Here is a 15,031-nt window from a genome sequence, read left to right on the forward strand (position 1 = left end):
CCTCACGGGCCGTCGTGCCCGAGGCCGGCGGCCAGCCGCGAGACGAGGTCGTGGGCGGCGTCGGGAATCACCGTGCCGGGCGGGAAGACCGCCGCCGCGCCCATTGCCAGCAGTTCCGGCACGTCCTGGGGCGGGATCACCCCGCCGACCACGATCATGATGTCCTCCCGCCCCTCGGCGGCGAGTTCCTCGCGCAGCGCCGGGACGAGGGTGAGGTGACCGGCCGCCAGGGACGACACGCCGACGATGTGCACGTCCGCCTCGACGGCCTGGCGGGCGACCTCGGCCGGGGTCTGGAACAGCGGACCGACGTCCACGTCGAAGCCGAGGTCGGCGAAGGCGGTCGCGATCACCTTCTGGCCGCGGTCGTGTCCGTCCTGCCCCATCTTCGCCACGAGGATGCGCGGCCGCCGGCCCTCGGCCTCGGCGAAGGCGTCGACCAGGGCGCGGGTGCGGTCGACGGACGCGGACTCGCCCGCCTCGCTGCGGTACACACCGGAGATCGTACGGATCCGGCTCGCGTGCCGGCCGTACACCTCCTCCAGCGCCTGGGAGATCTCGCCGACGGTGGCCTTGGCGCGCGCCGCGCGCACCGCGAGTTCCAGCAGGTTGCCCTCGCCGCCGGCCGCGCGGGTCAGGTCGTCGAGCGCGTCGCGGCAGGCCCGCTCGTCGCGTTCCGCGCGCAGCCGCCGCAGCTTCTCGATCTGCTGGGCGCGCACCGAGGAGTTGTCGACCTTGAGGACCTCGATCCGCTCGTCGGTGTCCACGCGGTACGTGTTGACGCCGATCACCGGCTGCCGTCCGGAGTCGATGCGGGCCTGTGTGCGGGCCGCGGCCTCCTCCACCCGCAGTTTCGGGATGCCCGCGTCGATGGCGCGCGCCATGCCGCCCGCCGCCTCGACCTCCTGGATGTGCCGCCAGGCCCGGCGGGCCAGGTCGTACGTCAGCCGCTCCACGTACGCGCTGCCGCCCCACGGGTCGATCACTCGGGTCGTGCCGGACTCCTGCTGGATCAGCAGTTGGGTGTTGCGGGCGATGCGGGCGGAGAAGTCGGTGGGCAGCGCGAGTGCCTCGTCGAGCGCGTTGGTGTGCAGGGACTGGGTGTGGCCCTGGGTGGCCGCCATCGCCTCCACGCAGGTGCGGGTGACGTTGTTGAACACGTCCTGCGCGGTCAGCGACCAGCCGGAGGTCTGCGAATGGGTGCGCAGCGACAGCGACTTGGGGTCCTTCGGGCCGAACTGCCCGACGAGCTTCGCCCACAGCAGCCGGGCCGCCCGCAGTTTGGCGATCTCCATGAAGAAGTTCATGCCGATCGCCCAGAAGAACGACAGCCGCGGCGCGAACGCGTCCACGTCCAGGCCCGCCCCGCGCCCCGCCCTGATGTACTCCACGCCGTCGGCGAGGGTGTAGGCCAGTTCCAGGTCGGCGGTCGCCCCGGCCTCCTGGATGTGGTAGCCGGAGATGGAGATCGAGTTGTAGCGGGGCATCCGCCGCGAGGTGAAGGCGAAGATGTCGGAGATGATCCGCATCGACGGCTCGGGCGGGTAGATGTAGGTGTTGCGGACCATGAACTCCTTGAGGATGTCGTTCTGTATGGTCCCCGCCAGCTTCTCCGCCGGCACGCCCTGTTCCTCCGCGGCCACGATGTACAGGGCCAGTACGGGCAGTACGGCGCCGTTCATCGTCATCGAGACGGTCATCCGGTCCAGCGGGATGCCGTCGAAGAGCTGCCGCATGTCGTGGATCGAGTCGATCGCGACGCCCGCCATGCCGACGTCGCCGGTCACCCGCGGGTGGTCGCTGTCGTACCCGCGGTGCGTCGGCAGGTCGAAGGCGACGGACAGGCCCTTCTGACCGGCGGCCAGGTTGCGCCGGTAGAAGGCGTTGGACTCCTCGGCGGTGGAGAAGCCCGCGTACTGGCGGATGGTCCAGGGCTGGTTGACGTACATCGTCGGGTACGGGCCGCGCAGGTACGGGGCGATGCCGGGATACGTGCCGAGGAAGTCCAGGCCCTCCAGGTCCTGCCCGGTGTAGAGGGGCTTGACCGTGATTCCCTCGGGTGTCTCCCACTCCAGCCCGGCGCCGCCGGCGGCCTGCTTGACCGCCGCGCGCCACTCGTCGGGGCCGGCGCAGGCGGCCGGCGTCCCCAGGTCGATCGCCGAGAAGTCGGGAACGGTCATCGGGACACTCCCATACGGTCGAGTGCGGCGGACAGCGCGGAGACGGCGTCGCAGCCGGTGAAGACGTAACTGTCGACGCCCTTGTACGGCCCCGGGCGGCCGGCGAGGAACACGTGCCCGGCCCCCGCGTCCCGCAGCCGGGCGGCGGCGGCCTCGGCCTGCTCCTCGTACAGCGTGTCGCTGGAGCACAGGCACGCTTCGCGGGCGCCGCTGTCCTCGAAGGCGCCGTCGGTGACGGGCTCGATCCCGCCCGCCTGGAAGAGGTTGGCGGCGAAGGTCAGCCGGGCGGTGTGGGCGGCGGCCGGGCCGAGCGCGGCCAGGTGGATCCGGGGCCGGGCCCCGGTCGCGGCGAGGTGGGCGTCGGAGCGGGCGCGCAGCGCCTCGAACGCCTCGTCCCGCCGTACCTGCGGCAGGCCGCCCGACGGCGGGGCCGGAGCGGGGTCGCGGACCACCGGTTTCTCGGCGAGGTGGGGGAACTCGCTGACGCCGGTCACGGGTTCGCGCCGCTCGTCGAGCTTCGCGCGGCGCGCGGACCAGGTCCCGGCGAGCCGTTCGCCCACCATTCCGGAGCGCAGGGCCGCCGCCTGTCCGCCGGCCCGCTCGATCTCCTGGAAGAACCTCCAGGCGGCGTGGGCGAGTTCGTCGGTCAGGCGCTCCACGTACCAGGAGCCGCCGGCCGGGTCGATCACCCGGGCCAGGTGCGACTCCTCGATCAGGATGGTGGAGGTGTTGCGGGCGATGCGGCGGGCGAACGCGTCGGGCAGGCCCAGCGCGTGGTCGAAGGGCAGCACCGTCACGGCGTCGGCGCCGCCGACGCCCGCGGCCAGCGCGGCGATCGTGGTCCGCAGCATGTTCACCCACGGATCGCGGCGCGTCATCATCACCGGTGAGGTCACCGCGTGCTGCCGCTGCGCGCCCGCGCCCGGCGCCCCGCACACCTCGGCCACCCGTGCCCACAGCCGGCGTGCCGCGCGCAGCTTGGCCACGGTCAGGAACTGGTCGGCGGTCGCCGCGTACCGGAACTCCACTTGCGCCAGGGCCTGTTCGACGCCGAGCCCGGCGCCGGTCAGCTCACGCAGATAGGCCACCGCCGTGGCCAGGGAGCAGCCGAGTTCCTGCGCCGCCGAGCCCCCGGCCTCGTGATACGGCATGGCGTCCACGGTCAGGGCCCGCAGCCCCGGGTAGCGGTCGGCGCACAGCAGCGCCGGCTCGGTCACGCTCGCGGTGTCGCGGGGCTCCCCGGTGCGGGCCTCGTCCCCGAGCGGGTCGGCGCCCAGGTTGCCGCGCGCCGCGCCCGCCGCGACGCCGCGTTCCTCGTACAGCGCCAGCAGGCGCCGCGCCGCCCGGGCGGTCCGCGGGCCGGCGTCGAGGACGACGGGCGCCAGGTCGAGGTGGACGCCGTCGAGGGCCCGGTCGAGGTTCGCGACGGTGATGCCGGCGCTCTCCCCGACGCACAGCCACAGCGAGGTGGCGCCGTTCTCCAGGTCGTCCAGGACCGCGCCCGGGTCGGCGACCGTGTGCCGCCGGCGTACGTCCCAGCCGCCGAGGGTGCTGCCCTCGGCGCGGGCGCCGCGTACGAAGGGCGCGAAGCCGGGGAGGCCGGGGTCGGGCGCGGTGTCGCGGGCGGTGTAGAGCGGGCGCGCCTCCAGCCCGTCCTCCAGCGCGGTGGACAGGGCCCGCTCGGCCTCGGCTCCCGTGAGGTCCCTGCCCGACTTGCGCAGGACACCCGCCGCCAGCCGCTGCCACTGCTCGTGCGTCGGCTCGGGGAAGTCGGCCGCCAGGGGCAGCTCGTCGTCAGGCATGGCCGTCATGCGTCGGATGCTAGGACAGGTACTCGGGCCGGAAGCGGGGAACAGGGGGCCCTTCAGGGGTGGGCCCGCCCTCCCCCTCGGGGGTGGGCGCGCGCTCGCCCTCAGCGGTGACACGCTCGCCGCCGCCACCCCGCTCGGGCCCTTGACGGGGGGCGGCGGCCGGTGCCGGTCAGGCGCGGCCGTGGACCTTCTGCGAGCGGCGGGAGAGGGAGTCCAGGACGACGGCTCCGAGCAGTACGCCGCCGGTGACCATGTACTGCACGGAGGTCTGCACGCCGAGCAGCAGCATGCCGGAGGCGATGGACTGGATGACGAGGATGCCCAGCAGCGCCGACCAGGTGGTGCCGCGGCCGCCGAAGAGGCTGACCCCGCCGATGACGGCGGCGGCGATCGCGTCGATCAGCAGGGTGGCGGAGCCGGACGTCTGGCCCACCGAGGCCACCCGTGACGCCAGGAACAGGCCGCCCACCGCGGCCAGTGTCCCGGACACCGCGAAAGCGGAGACGCGTGTCCAGTCCACGTTGATGCCCGAGCGGCGGGCGGCCTCGACGTCCCCGCCGATGGCGAAGATCCGCCGGCCGTAGGTGGTGCGCCGCAGGACGAAGTCGAGGCCGACGACGAAGGCGAGGAAGATCAGGAGGGCCAGCGGCACCCCCCGGAAGTCGTCCAGCACCCAGGCGGCGGCGAACGCGGGCACCGCGATGCCGGCGGTGCGCTCGGCGATCTCCCACACCGGTCTGGCGGCCACGCCGATGTTCCTGCGCACGCGGTTGTCCCGGTAGGACACGGCGAAGTAGGCGCCCGTGCCCAGCGCGGCCAGGCCGTAGGCGAGGGCCGCGCTGTGGAAGTAGTGGTCGGTCAGCGCGACGACCGCCCCCTGGTCGCCGAGGTCGATGGTCCCGCTGGCGCCCAGCACGTAGAGCATCAGCCCGTTCCAGGCCAGCAGTCCGGCCAGGGTGACGACGAAGGCCGGCACGCCGACGAGGGCGAAGAAGAAGCCCTGGAGGGTGCCGATGGCGGCCCCGGCGAGCAGGGCGCAGACGATGGCGAGCCATTCGGGCACGCCGTGGTTGACGTTCATGACGGCGAACAGGGCCGCGGTCAGTCCGCTGACGGCGCCGACCGACAGGTCCATCTCCCCCAGCAGCAGGACGAACACGATGCCCACGGCGATGAGGCCGGGTCCCGCGATGTCCACGCCGATGTTCGACAGGTTGCCCGGGGACAGGAAGTTGTGGTTCAGGCTCTGGAAGACGATCCAGATCACCAGCAGGGAGACGATGACCGGGACGGCGCCGAGTTCGCCGCCGCGCATCCGGGCGCCGAGGGAGCGGACATAGCCCGTCGGGCCCGGGGCGCCCAGGCCGGCGTCCTGGCGGGCGGTGGGCCGGGGACCGCCCGCCGGGCGGCGGTCGGTCCTGGCGCCGTCGGGATCCCCGGGGGCGTCCGTGCCCTTCACAGCATGTCCTCCCAAGCCTTGGTCGTGCGCTGTGTCACGGCGTTGTCGGTGGCACCGGTGATGGAGGAGACGATCTGCTCGTGCGGGGTGGAGGGAACGTCGAAGAAGCCGTTGTTGCGACCGTGCCGCAGCACCGCGGCCTGGTCGGCGACGGCCTTCACGTCACCGAGGTTGTGGCTGATGAGCATGATCGCGGTGCCGCGGTCCCGCAGGCGGTCGATCAGGTCGAGGAACTGGCCGGTCTGCTCGATCCCCAGGGCGGCGGTCGGCTCGTCGAGGACGAGCAGTTCCGGACGGCTGAGGATGGCCCGGCCGATGGCCACCGTCTGGCGCTGTCCGGCGGAGAGCGTGGCCACCGGGACGCGCACGCTGGGCGGGTGCTTGGCCAAGGCGGCGAGCAGTTCCGTCTCCAGGTCCAGGGCCCGGCGCTCCATGGCGATCTCGTCGAGGATTCCGGCCGTGGCGATCTCGTGGCCCAGGAAGAGATTGGCGACGACGTCGAGGTTCTCGCACAGCGCGAGGCCCTGGTACACGCCGGCGATGCCCAGTTCCTGGGCGTCGCGGGGCCGCTGGATCCGTACCGGCCGCCCCTGCCACTCGATGACGCCCTCGTCGGCGGGGCCGACCCCGGTGATCGCCTTGGCCAGGGTGGACTTGCCCGCGCCGTTGTCGCCGACGAGCGCGACCACTTCGCCAGCGTGGATCTCCAGCTCGACGTCGGTGAGCGCCTGGACGGCCCCGAAGTGCTTGCAGATCCCGTGCAGCGCCAGTACGGGTGTGCCCGCCACGTGAATCACCTCCCGGCAGTCGCCGATCGCCCCTCGCCGCCTTTTCGCCGCCTGTCGGCGCCGCCCGCGGCGCGTCGCGCGTCCTCCCGGTCAGCCGGTGAGCCCGGCCTGCCTGCAGGCGGAGAGGATCTCCGGTGTGCATATCTGCTGGACCGTGTAGACACCCCGGTCGACGATGGTCTGCTTGACGTTCCCCCGGTTCACCGCGACCGGAGTGCCCAGGAAGGCGGGTATGTCCTTGCCGGAGCCGTTGCTGATCCGCTGCTTGGCGACGGCGTCGACCGGCGTGCCGCGGGCCAGTGCCAGGGCCATCTCGGCGGCGGCGTCGGCCTCGGCCTTGAAGGACTTGTAGACGGTGACCGCCTGCTCGCCGGTGACGACGCGCCGCACCGCGGCGAGGTCGGCGTCCTGGCCGGTGACGGGCGGCGGCGGTTTGACGTCGTCGGCCCTCAGGGCGGTGAGGGCGCCGGTCGCGAGACCGTCGTTGGCCGCGTAGACGCCGTCGATCCCGTGCGGGCCGAGCTTGGCGATCGCGGCGAGCATGTTGGTGAACGCGTTCTGCGGGATCCAGTTCGTGGTGTTGTACGAGGCGCCGATCCGCACCTTGCCCTGGAAGACCGACAGTGCTCCCTTGCGCAGGGCCGCGGCGTTGGGGTCGGTGGGTTCGCCGTTCATCATGACGATCCGGTCGTGGCTCGCGCCGGGGCCGAGCGCGGCCATCAGCCCCTGGGCCTGCAGCCGCCCGATCCGTACCGAGTCGTAACCGGAGTACGCCGACAGGGGGCCGCCGGCGAGGCGGTCGTAGGAGACCACGGGTACGTGGCTCTCGCGGGCCCTGGTGACCGAGGGGCTCAGCGCCTTGCTCTCGACCGGGCAGAGGATGATCGCCCGCACCCCGTTGGCGATCATGGAGTTCATCTGCGCCTGCTGGGCGGCGACGTCGGCCGAGGCGTTGGCGTACCGGACGGCGCAGTCCGGGCACAGTTCCTTGATGCGTTTCTCGATCAGCGGTTTGTCCGCCGTGGTCCACCGCGCGGTGCTCGAGTCGGGCAGCAGCACGCCGATCGAGAAGCCGCCGCCGCCGGCGGCGCGGCCGGGCGCCCGGTGCGGTGACTCGGCGGCCCCGTGCGTGCCGAACGCCACGACGAGACACGCCGCGAGGGCGGCGACCACCGCGCGACCCCGTACGGCCCTCATCGCCGGGACTCCTGCCGTGCGCCGGCCGTGTCCTGTTCGGGCGCGAGTTCGATCTCGCCCCACACCTGCTTGCCCCCGCTGAGCGGCACCGAGCCCCAGGCCGCGCAGACGGCCTCCACGAGGAAGATGCCGCGGCCCCCGGTGGCCTCCCAGTCCAGGCCCGCGGGCTTGACGGGTGCCCGCGGCGAGGAGTCGCTCACCGCGACCCGCAGCCGCTCGCCGGCGAGGGTCAGATGCAGGTGCACCTCGCCCCGGGTGTGTGTCATGGCGTTGGTGACCAGCTCGGAGACGACCAGCAGGATCGCGTCCGTCTCCCGCGCCTCGTGCCAGGAACGCAGCGCACGCGCGGTGAAGCGGCGGGCGTGCATCACGGCGTCCGGCAGCCGCCAGACCGACCAGCTCGCCCGCCGCGGCCGGACCGGCAGCCCGTCGTAGCGCAGCAGCAGCAGGGCGACGTCGTCCTCGCGCCGCTCGGTGGTCCCGATCAGGTCGTCGGCGGTCCGGTCGGCGTCGGCCGGGTCGGCGGCCGCCAGCGCGCGGCGCACCCGCCGTACGCCGTCGTCCAGCGGCAGTTTCGAGGACTCGACCAGACCGTCCGTGAACAGGGCCAGTACGGTTCCCGGGGCCACGCCGAGGTTGGTCATCGGGAAGTCGGCGTCCGCGATCACTCCGAGCGGCGGCCCGCCCTCGGACTCGATCTCCTGGGTGCCGCCGTCCGGCCCGCGCAGCACCGGCTGCGGGTGGCCGGCCCTGACCACCCAGGCCTCGCCCTCCTCGACGTCGAGGGCGAGGTAGCAGCAGGTGGCGAAGGCCTCGGTGTCCAGGCCGACGAGCAGGCGGTTGGCGTGGGACATCACGACGTCCGGCGGGTGCCCCTCGACGGCGTAGGCGCGGATCGCGGTACGGATCTGGCCCATGATCGCGGCGGCCTCGGCGCTGTGCCCCTGCACGTCCCCGATGACCAGGGCGACCGACCGGTCGGACACCGGGATCACGTCGTACCAGTCCCCGCCCACCGCGAGCCCGGTCGTCGCGGGCAGGTAGCGGGCGACGGCCGTGCAGCCGGGCAGGACGGGAAGCGTGCGGGGCAGCAGGCTGCTCTGCAGCATCGCGGTGAACTCGTGCTCGGCGTCGTGGGCGCGGGCACGTACCAGGGCCTGTCCGATCAGCCCCGCGGCGGCGGTGAGCAGCGCGCGCTCCTCGGCCGCGAACTCGTGCTGGTCGTCCCAGCCCAGCAGGCACACCCCGGCCATCCGGCCGTCGGCCGGGAGCGGCAGGACCGCGAATCCTCCCGGGCCGATGCCGGCCAGCCCCGGCTCCAGGTCGGCGCTGGAGGCCCACAGCCGGGTGCGGCCCTGGCGCAGCACATCCTCCAGGGTCGGCACGTCACCGGGAGAGGCGTCCGGCCACTCCGAGTGCCATTGCGAGCGCCACGTGCCCCACACCGCCGGCCCCTCCTGGGGCTCCATGTCGGTGACCACCAGCCGTCCCGCGTGCAGTTCGGCGAGCACCACGCTGTCGGCCCCCAGGGGGTCGCGCAGGGCGCTGACCACCGCGCGGCTGACGTCGCGGACCGTCATCGACGCCGCCAGGGCGACGGACAGCCGCTGCACCCGGGACACCTCGTCCCCGGTGGGCCGCAGACGCGACGCCTCCGCGATCACGCCCAGCAGCCGCCGCGGGCTGCCGGAGTCGTCCGCGAGCACCCGGGACCGCAGCCGCAGCCAGCGAAGGCCTCCACCGGGCCGGCGGATCCGGAACTCCAGGTCCTGGCCGCCGGACCGCCCGGCGCGCGGCTCCAGGACGGACATCAGCGCGGGCAGGTCCTCCGGATCGGTCTGCGCCAGCACCGTCTCCAGGCGCCCGTCGAAGTCCTCCTGGGCCAGGCCCAGCAGGTCCAGCGCCTGCCGGTCCGCCTCGATCCGCCCCGTGGCGGGCGCCAGGGTGAACGAGCCCAGGCGCCCGAGGTCCAGCCCGGGGCCGCCGGACTCCGGCCCGGGTGGCGGCCCCGCGGCGCCGGCCTCGGCGCCCGGGCTCTCGGACTCCATCCTGGCGGCCACCTGGTCCGCGTACAGCTCGAGGAACCCGCGCCGCTCGGCCTCCACGCCGTCCGCTCCGGGGTCCTTGACCACCAGGCAGCCCAGGAGCTCCTCGCCCGCGGCCAGAGGGGCCGCCCCCAGCCACTCGCGGCCGCTCCTGCGCGCGGTGTCCGCCGGGACGTCCGCGGCGGGCGTCCTCGGCCCGATCACAGCGGCGGCGCCGGCCTCGGCCGCCGCGGACCACACGGGCCGGCGGGTGCGGCAGGCCTCGGCCACCGCCGACCGGCCGGACGTCGGGTAACTGACCGGGAACCCCGCGCCGTCGCCCGGGTTCTCCTCCACGGCCTCGCTCAGGCGCAGCCGGCCGCCCTGCTCGTCGAGCACATAGACGGCGGCGGCGGCCGCCCCTCTGAACACCATGTCCTGCTCCGCCATACTTCCCCGCGTCCTTGTCGCCGGCCGTCGATGAGCGAGTGCGCCGAGCCCGCGGTCCGGCAGCCCGCGGGCCGCCGGCGCTCATGGCACCGAGGCGCTGCCCGTTTCGACACACCACGAATACATTAGATACCTCATGTTACGAAATGTCTTCCGACCCGCGTCGGGCGGACGGCAATCCCGCCGTCCGCGCCGGGCCGGTCGCCCCGGGTCGACCGCGGGGCCCCCGTACAGGCCGTACGGGTGGGTGGGGCCGGGCGCCCCCCTCATCGCGCCCGGACCCACGGCCGGAGCCGGCCGGCCAGTGCCGCCGTCGCGCCCCCGACGCGCCCCCGACGCGCCCCCGACGGGCGGCGACGGCGCGGGCTCGCGCGGGCGCCGGCGGGTGCGCCCGTCCAGCTTCGGCTTCGCGCGGCGTCGACCGCGACCTGATTCGGGCTGTCCCGAACAACGGCATTTCGGAAGGGTGGCGGGCGACGGCATTCCGGAAGGGGTGCCGCGAGAGCGCAGCCGCCGTGTCCAGGAGAATCCGTGGTCTACCGCATCCACTTCACGAGCGAGGACCTCGCGCGCACCCGCGTCGCCCCGGCGCCCATGCCGCTGTCCGAACTGAACCTGGCGGCGAGGCTGCTGCAGGTCCGCACCCGCGACCCGCGGCTGGCCGCCTGGCGCCGGCGCGCCGCGGTGCCGCTGCCCGCGTCGGCGCGTATGGCCCTGTCGCTCTTCCCGCCCCTGGCGCCGTCACCCACCTTCGCCGCCCCGGCGCGGGCCGGCACCCTCGAAGAGCTGCTGGACCTGGTGCGTGCCACCCCACGCAAGGAGGTCGAGGCCCAGCTCGCCGCCGTGGCCGAGCACCACCCGGTTCCCGCGTGGGCCCGCCATCTGGGCGACGACATGGCGTTGCGCGAGGCGTTCTGCGAAGGGCTCGGCCACCTCCACACCCATCTGCTGAGCCCCTACTGGACGCGGATCGCCGATCTGTTCGCCCTCGACCGCACGGTGCGCATGCAGCACTTCATGCACGGCGGTGTGGAGCGACTGCTGGTCAGGGCCAATCCGCGGTGGCTGCGCTGGCGCCCGCCGGTACTGGAGGTGCGCATGGTCCACGAGGTGGATCTGGACCTGTACCTGCGGGGGCAGGGCGTCATGCTCGTGCCGTCGGCCTTCGGCTCCCGCTCGGCCGTCGACCCGGATCAGCCCCAACCGGCTGTCACGTACCCCGCCGGCCACGACCTGCCGCTCGTACGCCTGACCGCCCTCACCGAGCCCGGCACGGCCTCGACCCTGACCGCGCTTCTGGGCAACACACGCGCCCGGGTGCTCACCGCTGTCGCCGAGCATCCCGGCTGTACGACCAAGGAGCTCGCCGTGTTCTGCGGGATCTCGGCGAGCAGCGCCAGCGAACACGCCACCGTCCTGCGCGCGGCCGGCCTCATCCAGACCGCGAGGCAGCTCAACACCGCGCTGCACAGCCCGACCGGCCTGGGAGCGGATCTGCTGGCCGGCGGGGACCGACACTCCGCCGGCGGCTGACACTCCGGCGGCGCCGGTCCCGCGGTCACGTCACCGGGATCGGCCGGCGGAGGAGGGCCGCGATCGACCGGTCGGCTCCGGCCGCACGGTGCCTCCCGCGCCGGGCGACTCTTACCGACTGCTGACGGCGGGGCCGCAACTCCCCTTCCGGGCTTGTTCCTTTGGCACAGTGACTGCGCGTTCGACGACTCCGGAGTGCCGTCGCCCCCGTCCTTCCCGCCGCTTTCGTCCGAAGGGAACACTCATGCCTCGTCCATCGCGCAGGCGCCGCGGTACGACCGCCGCCCTGCTGACCGCCGCGGGGACCGCCGCCGGAGTCCTCGCCCTTTCCGCGGCCGCCGTTGCCGCGCCGGCCGGCGGTGAGGTCGCGCGTACCCACGCGGTCTTCGTCCAGACCAACGATCCCGCGGCCAACACCGTCATCGCCTACAGCCGTGACGCGGCCGGTCATCTGCACGAGTCCGGCCGGTACGCCACCGGGGGCCTGGGCGGCAGCGTGGCCGGCGCGCCCGTGGACCCGCTGGCCTCACAGGGCGGCCTCACGTACGACGCGGCGCACCACCTCCTGTACGCGGTCAACGCCGGCAGCGGCACCCTGACCGTCTTCGCCGTCGACGGGGCGCGGCTGCACCGCTTGCAGATCCTGCCCACGGCGGGCCGGATCCCGGTGTCCGTCGCCGTCGCCCGCGACCGCGTGTACGTACTGAACGCGGCCGGTGACGGCTCGATCACCGGTTTCCGGGTCCTGGACGGCCGGCTCGCCCCGCTCCCGCACTCCACGCGCGGGCTCGGCCTGGGCAACGCGGACGTGCCGTTCTTCCTCGCCTCTCCGTCGCAGGTCGCGCTGACCCCGGACGGCGGCGCGGTCGTCGTGGCCACCAAGAACCACAACCTGCTGGAGGTCTTCCCCCTCGACGGGGCCGGGCGCCCCTCCGCGAGCCCCGTCGTCACCGACTCGGCCGGAGCGGTTCCCTTCGCCCTGGTCTTCGACAGCCGGGGCCGGCTCCTCGTCACGGAGGCCGCCGGCTCGGAGTCGTCGTACGCTGTGGGGAAGGACGGGAGCCTGACGGCGGTCTCGCCGGCGGTACCGGACAACGGCCAGCAGGCCGCCTGCTGGTCGGTGGTCGTCGGCCACCAGGTGTACGTGGCCAACGCGGGCAGCGGGACGATCACCGCTTACCGCGTCGCCGACGACGGCACGCTGTCCCTCAAGGACGCCTCCGGAGTCGCGGCGACCACAGACGCGGGACCCATCGACCTGGCCGCCGGCAGCGACGGCCGGTTCCTGTACCAGCAGGCCAACGGCGCCGGTGCCATCGACGAGTTCGCGATCGGCGCCGACGGCTCGCTGACCCGGATCGGCACGGTCACCGGCCTGCCCGTCTTCGACGGCGGCAACGGGCCGGAGGGCATCGCCGCCACCTGATCCGCGCCGCCCCGCCCCTGTCGCCGGGGGAGGGACCCGCGGACGGCAGCACGCGGCCTGGCGGCGGCGCGTACCGCGCGCCGCCGCCAGGCCGGTTGTCCTCCGCGAGGCCGGGTCAGGCCTGCTTGACCGCGGAGATGTCGAAGGTGAGCTTGACCTTGTCGCTGATCAGGACGCCACCGCCTTCGAGGGCCGCGTTGTAGGTGAGGCCCCAGTCGCTGCGGTTGACGGTGGCCGAGCCGTCGAAGCCGACGCGGACGTTGCCGAACGGGTCGGTGACCTGGCCGTTGAGCGTCAGGTCGATCGAGACCGGCCGGGTGATGCCCTTGACGGTGAGGTCACCGTGCATCCGGAAGGTCTCGTCGTCGACCTGCTCGGCGCCGGCGCTGCGGAAGGTGATCTCCGGGAACTCGTCGGCGGAGAAGAAGTCACCGTTGCGCAGGTGCTCGTCGCGCGCCGCCAGCGCGGTGTCGATGCTGGCGACCTTGATGGTGAGCGCGGCGGTCGAGGCCGACGGATCACGGCCGTCGAGGTGCAGCGTGCCCTCGTAATCGGTGAAGCGACCGCGGATCGTGGTCACCATCGCGTGCCGCGCCGAGAAGCCGATCTCGCTGTGCGTGGTGTCGATGACGTAGTCACCGGTCAGGTGCGTCAGATCGACGGTGGCGACCGCCGTGGCGCCTGCGGCCGGAGCGGCGGCGGAGGTGACGGTCTTGCGGTTGAACAGGCCCATGATGACGTTCTCCCTGGGGACGGGGTTGGTTCACGCCTCAACCATTCACCTCCTCGTTCCATTCCTTTGCATAGTTCTGCCACGCGTGACGTCGCTCACCGCACAGACCCTCACGCCGGACGGGACGCCCCACCCGCCGGACACCACCGCCCGGCAGTCACATGTCCGGGGCAGCGTGCCGGGGCGTGCAGTCACATGCCAGATGCGCGGTTCCCGCCCGCGCGGGTTGCATCAGGTCACGCGCCTGCGTGAAGCCGCCGCTCCGACGGTCAACGGGTGCGACCCGCCGGCGTCGAACCCCCGTGCCTCGGCGCGGCGTCCCCATCACTCAAGGAGTGCGTGATGCCCGAACACGACCTCAAGCCGGTGGCACCCGTTCTGGAGCCGGGCGCCCGCGAGTTCGCCGCGACGACCGCCTCTCCGCCGTTCGTTCACCACCTGGGACCGCTGCGGGGCCGCAGAGCGGCGGAGGAGGTGCAGTCCGGGACGCCGGGCAAGCCCGAGGTGGACGAGAACTGGGTCGCCGTCTCCGGCGGGCCGAAGGGCAGCGTCGCCGTGCGCATCGTGCGTCCCAGGAAGGCAGGCCCGCTGCCCGCGGTTCTGTACGTCCACGGCCCGGGGTGGGTCCTCGGGAGCGCACGTACGCACGACCGGCTGGTGCGCGAGCTGGCGGTGGGCGCGCAAGCGGCCCTCGTCTTCCCCGAGTACTCGCTGTCCCCCGAGGCGCGCTACCCCGTCGCGCTGGAGGAGTGCCACACGGTGGCCCGATGGCTGATGAGACAGGGAGCCGACCACGGGATCGACCCCGCACGGCTGGCCGTCGCCGGTGACTCGGCGGGCGGCAACATCAGCGCGGCCCTGACGCTGCTGGCCAAGGAACGCGGCGACGTCTCGTTCGTCCAGCAGGTGCTGTTCTGCCCGGTCACGGACGCGGGCTTCGGCACGGGCTCCTATCACCAGTTCGCCGAGGGTTACCTGCTGCGCCGCGACACCATGCGGTGGTTCTGGGACCAGTACGCGCCCGACGAGGCGCAGCGCGCCGAGATCACGGCCAGCCCCCTGCGGGCCGCCGTGCGGCAGCTCACCGCGCTGCCCCCGGCGCTCGTCATCACCGCGGAAGCCGATGTCCTGCGGGACGAGGGTGAGGCGTACGCCGCAAAGCTCCGTGCGGCCGGAGTGCCGGTCACCGCGATCCGATTCGGCGGGACCATTCACGACTTCGTCGTACTCAACGCTCTGTCGTCGACGCAGGCGGCGCGGGCGGCGCTCGCCCAGGCCGTCGCCGCGCTGCGGCAGGCGTTCGGCACCGGCGTGTGACGTTCCCCCTCCCACCCTGCACTGCACACGCTGTCCAACGCCATGTCGTGCATACTGTGCTGGGCGAGCGGGGCGCGCCCGCAAGCCTGACCGGCACCGCCTCCTTGTCACCG

General features: G+C 73.6%; 10 protein-coding genes. 3 read left to right on the forward strand and 7 right to left on the reverse strand.

The window, feature by feature from the left end; genetic code table 11:
- Positions 1 to 2: 2 nt before the first annotated feature.
- From scpA to K7G61_RS06970, 6 genes are all read right to left on the reverse strand, one after another.
- Complete coding sequence (gene scpA, locus K7G61_RS06945; protein WP_225845768.1) at positions 3 to 2,180, reverse strand: methylmalonyl-CoA mutase; 2,178 nt, start codon at positions 2,178 to 2,180, stop codon at positions 3 to 5.
- Positions 2,177 to 3,991, reverse strand: coding sequence for a methylmalonyl-CoA mutase subunit beta (locus K7G61_RS06950; protein ID WP_225845769.1), 1,815 nt, complete (start codon positions 3,989 to 3,991; stop codon positions 2,177 to 2,179). The genes scpA and K7G61_RS06950 overlap by 4 nt, the downstream gene beginning before the upstream one ends.
- 169 nt (positions 3,992 to 4,160) lie before the next feature.
- A complete protein-coding gene (locus tag K7G61_RS06955) occupies positions 4,161 to 5,450 on the reverse strand; it encodes a sugar ABC transporter permease (protein WP_374204074.1) in 1,290 nt (429 codons plus the stop codon).
- Complete coding sequence (locus K7G61_RS06960) at positions 5,447 to 6,247, reverse strand: ATP-binding cassette domain-containing protein (RefSeq protein WP_225845770.1); 801 nt, start codon at positions 6,245 to 6,247, stop codon at positions 5,447 to 5,449. The genes K7G61_RS06955 and K7G61_RS06960 overlap by 4 nt, the downstream gene beginning before the upstream one ends.
- An 81-nt stretch (positions 6,248 to 6,328) precedes the next feature.
- Positions 6,329 to 7,435 (reverse strand): sugar ABC transporter substrate-binding protein, encoded by a 1,107-nt coding sequence (locus K7G61_RS06965; RefSeq protein WP_225845771.1) that lies wholly within the window; start codon positions 7,433 to 7,435, stop codon positions 6,329 to 6,331.
- Positions 7,432 to 9,909, reverse strand: a complete 2,478-nt coding sequence (locus K7G61_RS06970) for a SpoIIE family protein phosphatase (RefSeq protein WP_225845772.1) — start codon at positions 9,907 to 9,909, stop codon at positions 7,432 to 7,434. Before K7G61_RS06970 ends, K7G61_RS06965 begins: the two co-directional genes overlap by 4 nt.
- Positions 9,910 to 10,440: 531 nt before the next feature.
- Here K7G61_RS06970 and K7G61_RS36880 point away from each other — a divergent pair.
- Positions 10,441 to 11,442 carry a winged helix-turn-helix domain-containing protein gene (locus K7G61_RS36880; RefSeq protein ID WP_225845773.1) on the forward strand — a complete coding sequence of 334 codons (1,002 nt, stop codon included), beginning with the start codon at positions 10,441 to 10,443 and terminating at the stop codon, positions 11,440 to 11,442.
- Positions 11,443 to 11,686: 244 nt separating this feature from the next.
- A complete protein-coding gene (locus tag K7G61_RS06980; protein WP_225845774.1) occupies positions 11,687 to 12,868 on the forward strand; it encodes a beta-propeller fold lactonase family protein in 1,182 nt (393 codons plus the stop codon).
- 115 nt (positions 12,869 to 12,983) lie between these two features.
- Here the strand turns inward: K7G61_RS06980 and K7G61_RS06985 are convergent, their stop codons facing one another.
- Positions 12,984 to 13,601, reverse strand: a complete 618-nt coding sequence (locus K7G61_RS06985) for a YceI family protein (protein WP_225845775.1) — start codon at positions 13,599 to 13,601, stop codon at positions 12,984 to 12,986.
- 342 nt (positions 13,602 to 13,943) lie between these two features.
- Between K7G61_RS06985 and K7G61_RS06990 the strand changes: the two genes are divergently transcribed.
- Positions 13,944 to 14,918 carry an alpha/beta hydrolase gene (locus K7G61_RS06990; RefSeq protein ID WP_225845776.1) on the forward strand — a complete coding sequence of 325 codons (975 nt, stop codon included), beginning with the start codon at positions 13,944 to 13,946 and terminating at the stop codon, positions 14,916 to 14,918.
- The last annotated feature ends 113 nt before the right edge of the window (positions 14,919 to 15,031 follow it).

The organism is Streptomyces sp. HPF1205 (assembly GCF_020400825.1).
Taxonomy (GTDB): Bacteria; Actinomycetota; Actinomycetes; order Streptomycetales; family Streptomycetaceae; genus Actinacidiphila.

Excerpts from the sequence above, each read along its gene's own strand:
- scpA (WP_225845768.1), bottom strand. The coding sequence starts at position 2,180 with ATGACCGTTCCCGACTTCTCGGCGATCGACCTGGGGACGCCGGCCGCC.
- K7G61_RS06950 (WP_225845769.1), bottom strand. The coding sequence starts at position 3,991 with ATGACGGCCATGCCTGACGACGAGCTGCCCCTGGCGGCCGACTTCCCC.
- K7G61_RS06965 (WP_225845771.1), bottom strand. The coding sequence starts at position 7,435 with ATGAGGGCCGTACGGGGTCGCGCGGTGGTCGCCGCCCTCGCGGCGTGT.
- K7G61_RS06970 (WP_225845772.1), bottom strand. The coding sequence starts at position 9,909 with ATGGCGGAGCAGGACATGGTGTTCAGAGGGGCGGCCGCCGCCGCCGTC.
- K7G61_RS06980 (WP_225845774.1), top strand. The coding sequence starts at position 11,687 with ATGCCTCGTCCATCGCGCAGGCGCCGCGGTACGACCGCCGCCCTGCTG.
- K7G61_RS06985 (WP_225845775.1), bottom strand. The coding sequence starts at position 13,601 with ATGGGCCTGTTCAACCGCAAGACCGTCACCTCCGCCGCCGCTCCGGCC.
- K7G61_RS06990 (WP_225845776.1), top strand. The coding sequence starts at position 13,944 with ATGCCCGAACACGACCTCAAGCCGGTGGCACCCGTTCTGGAGCCGGGC.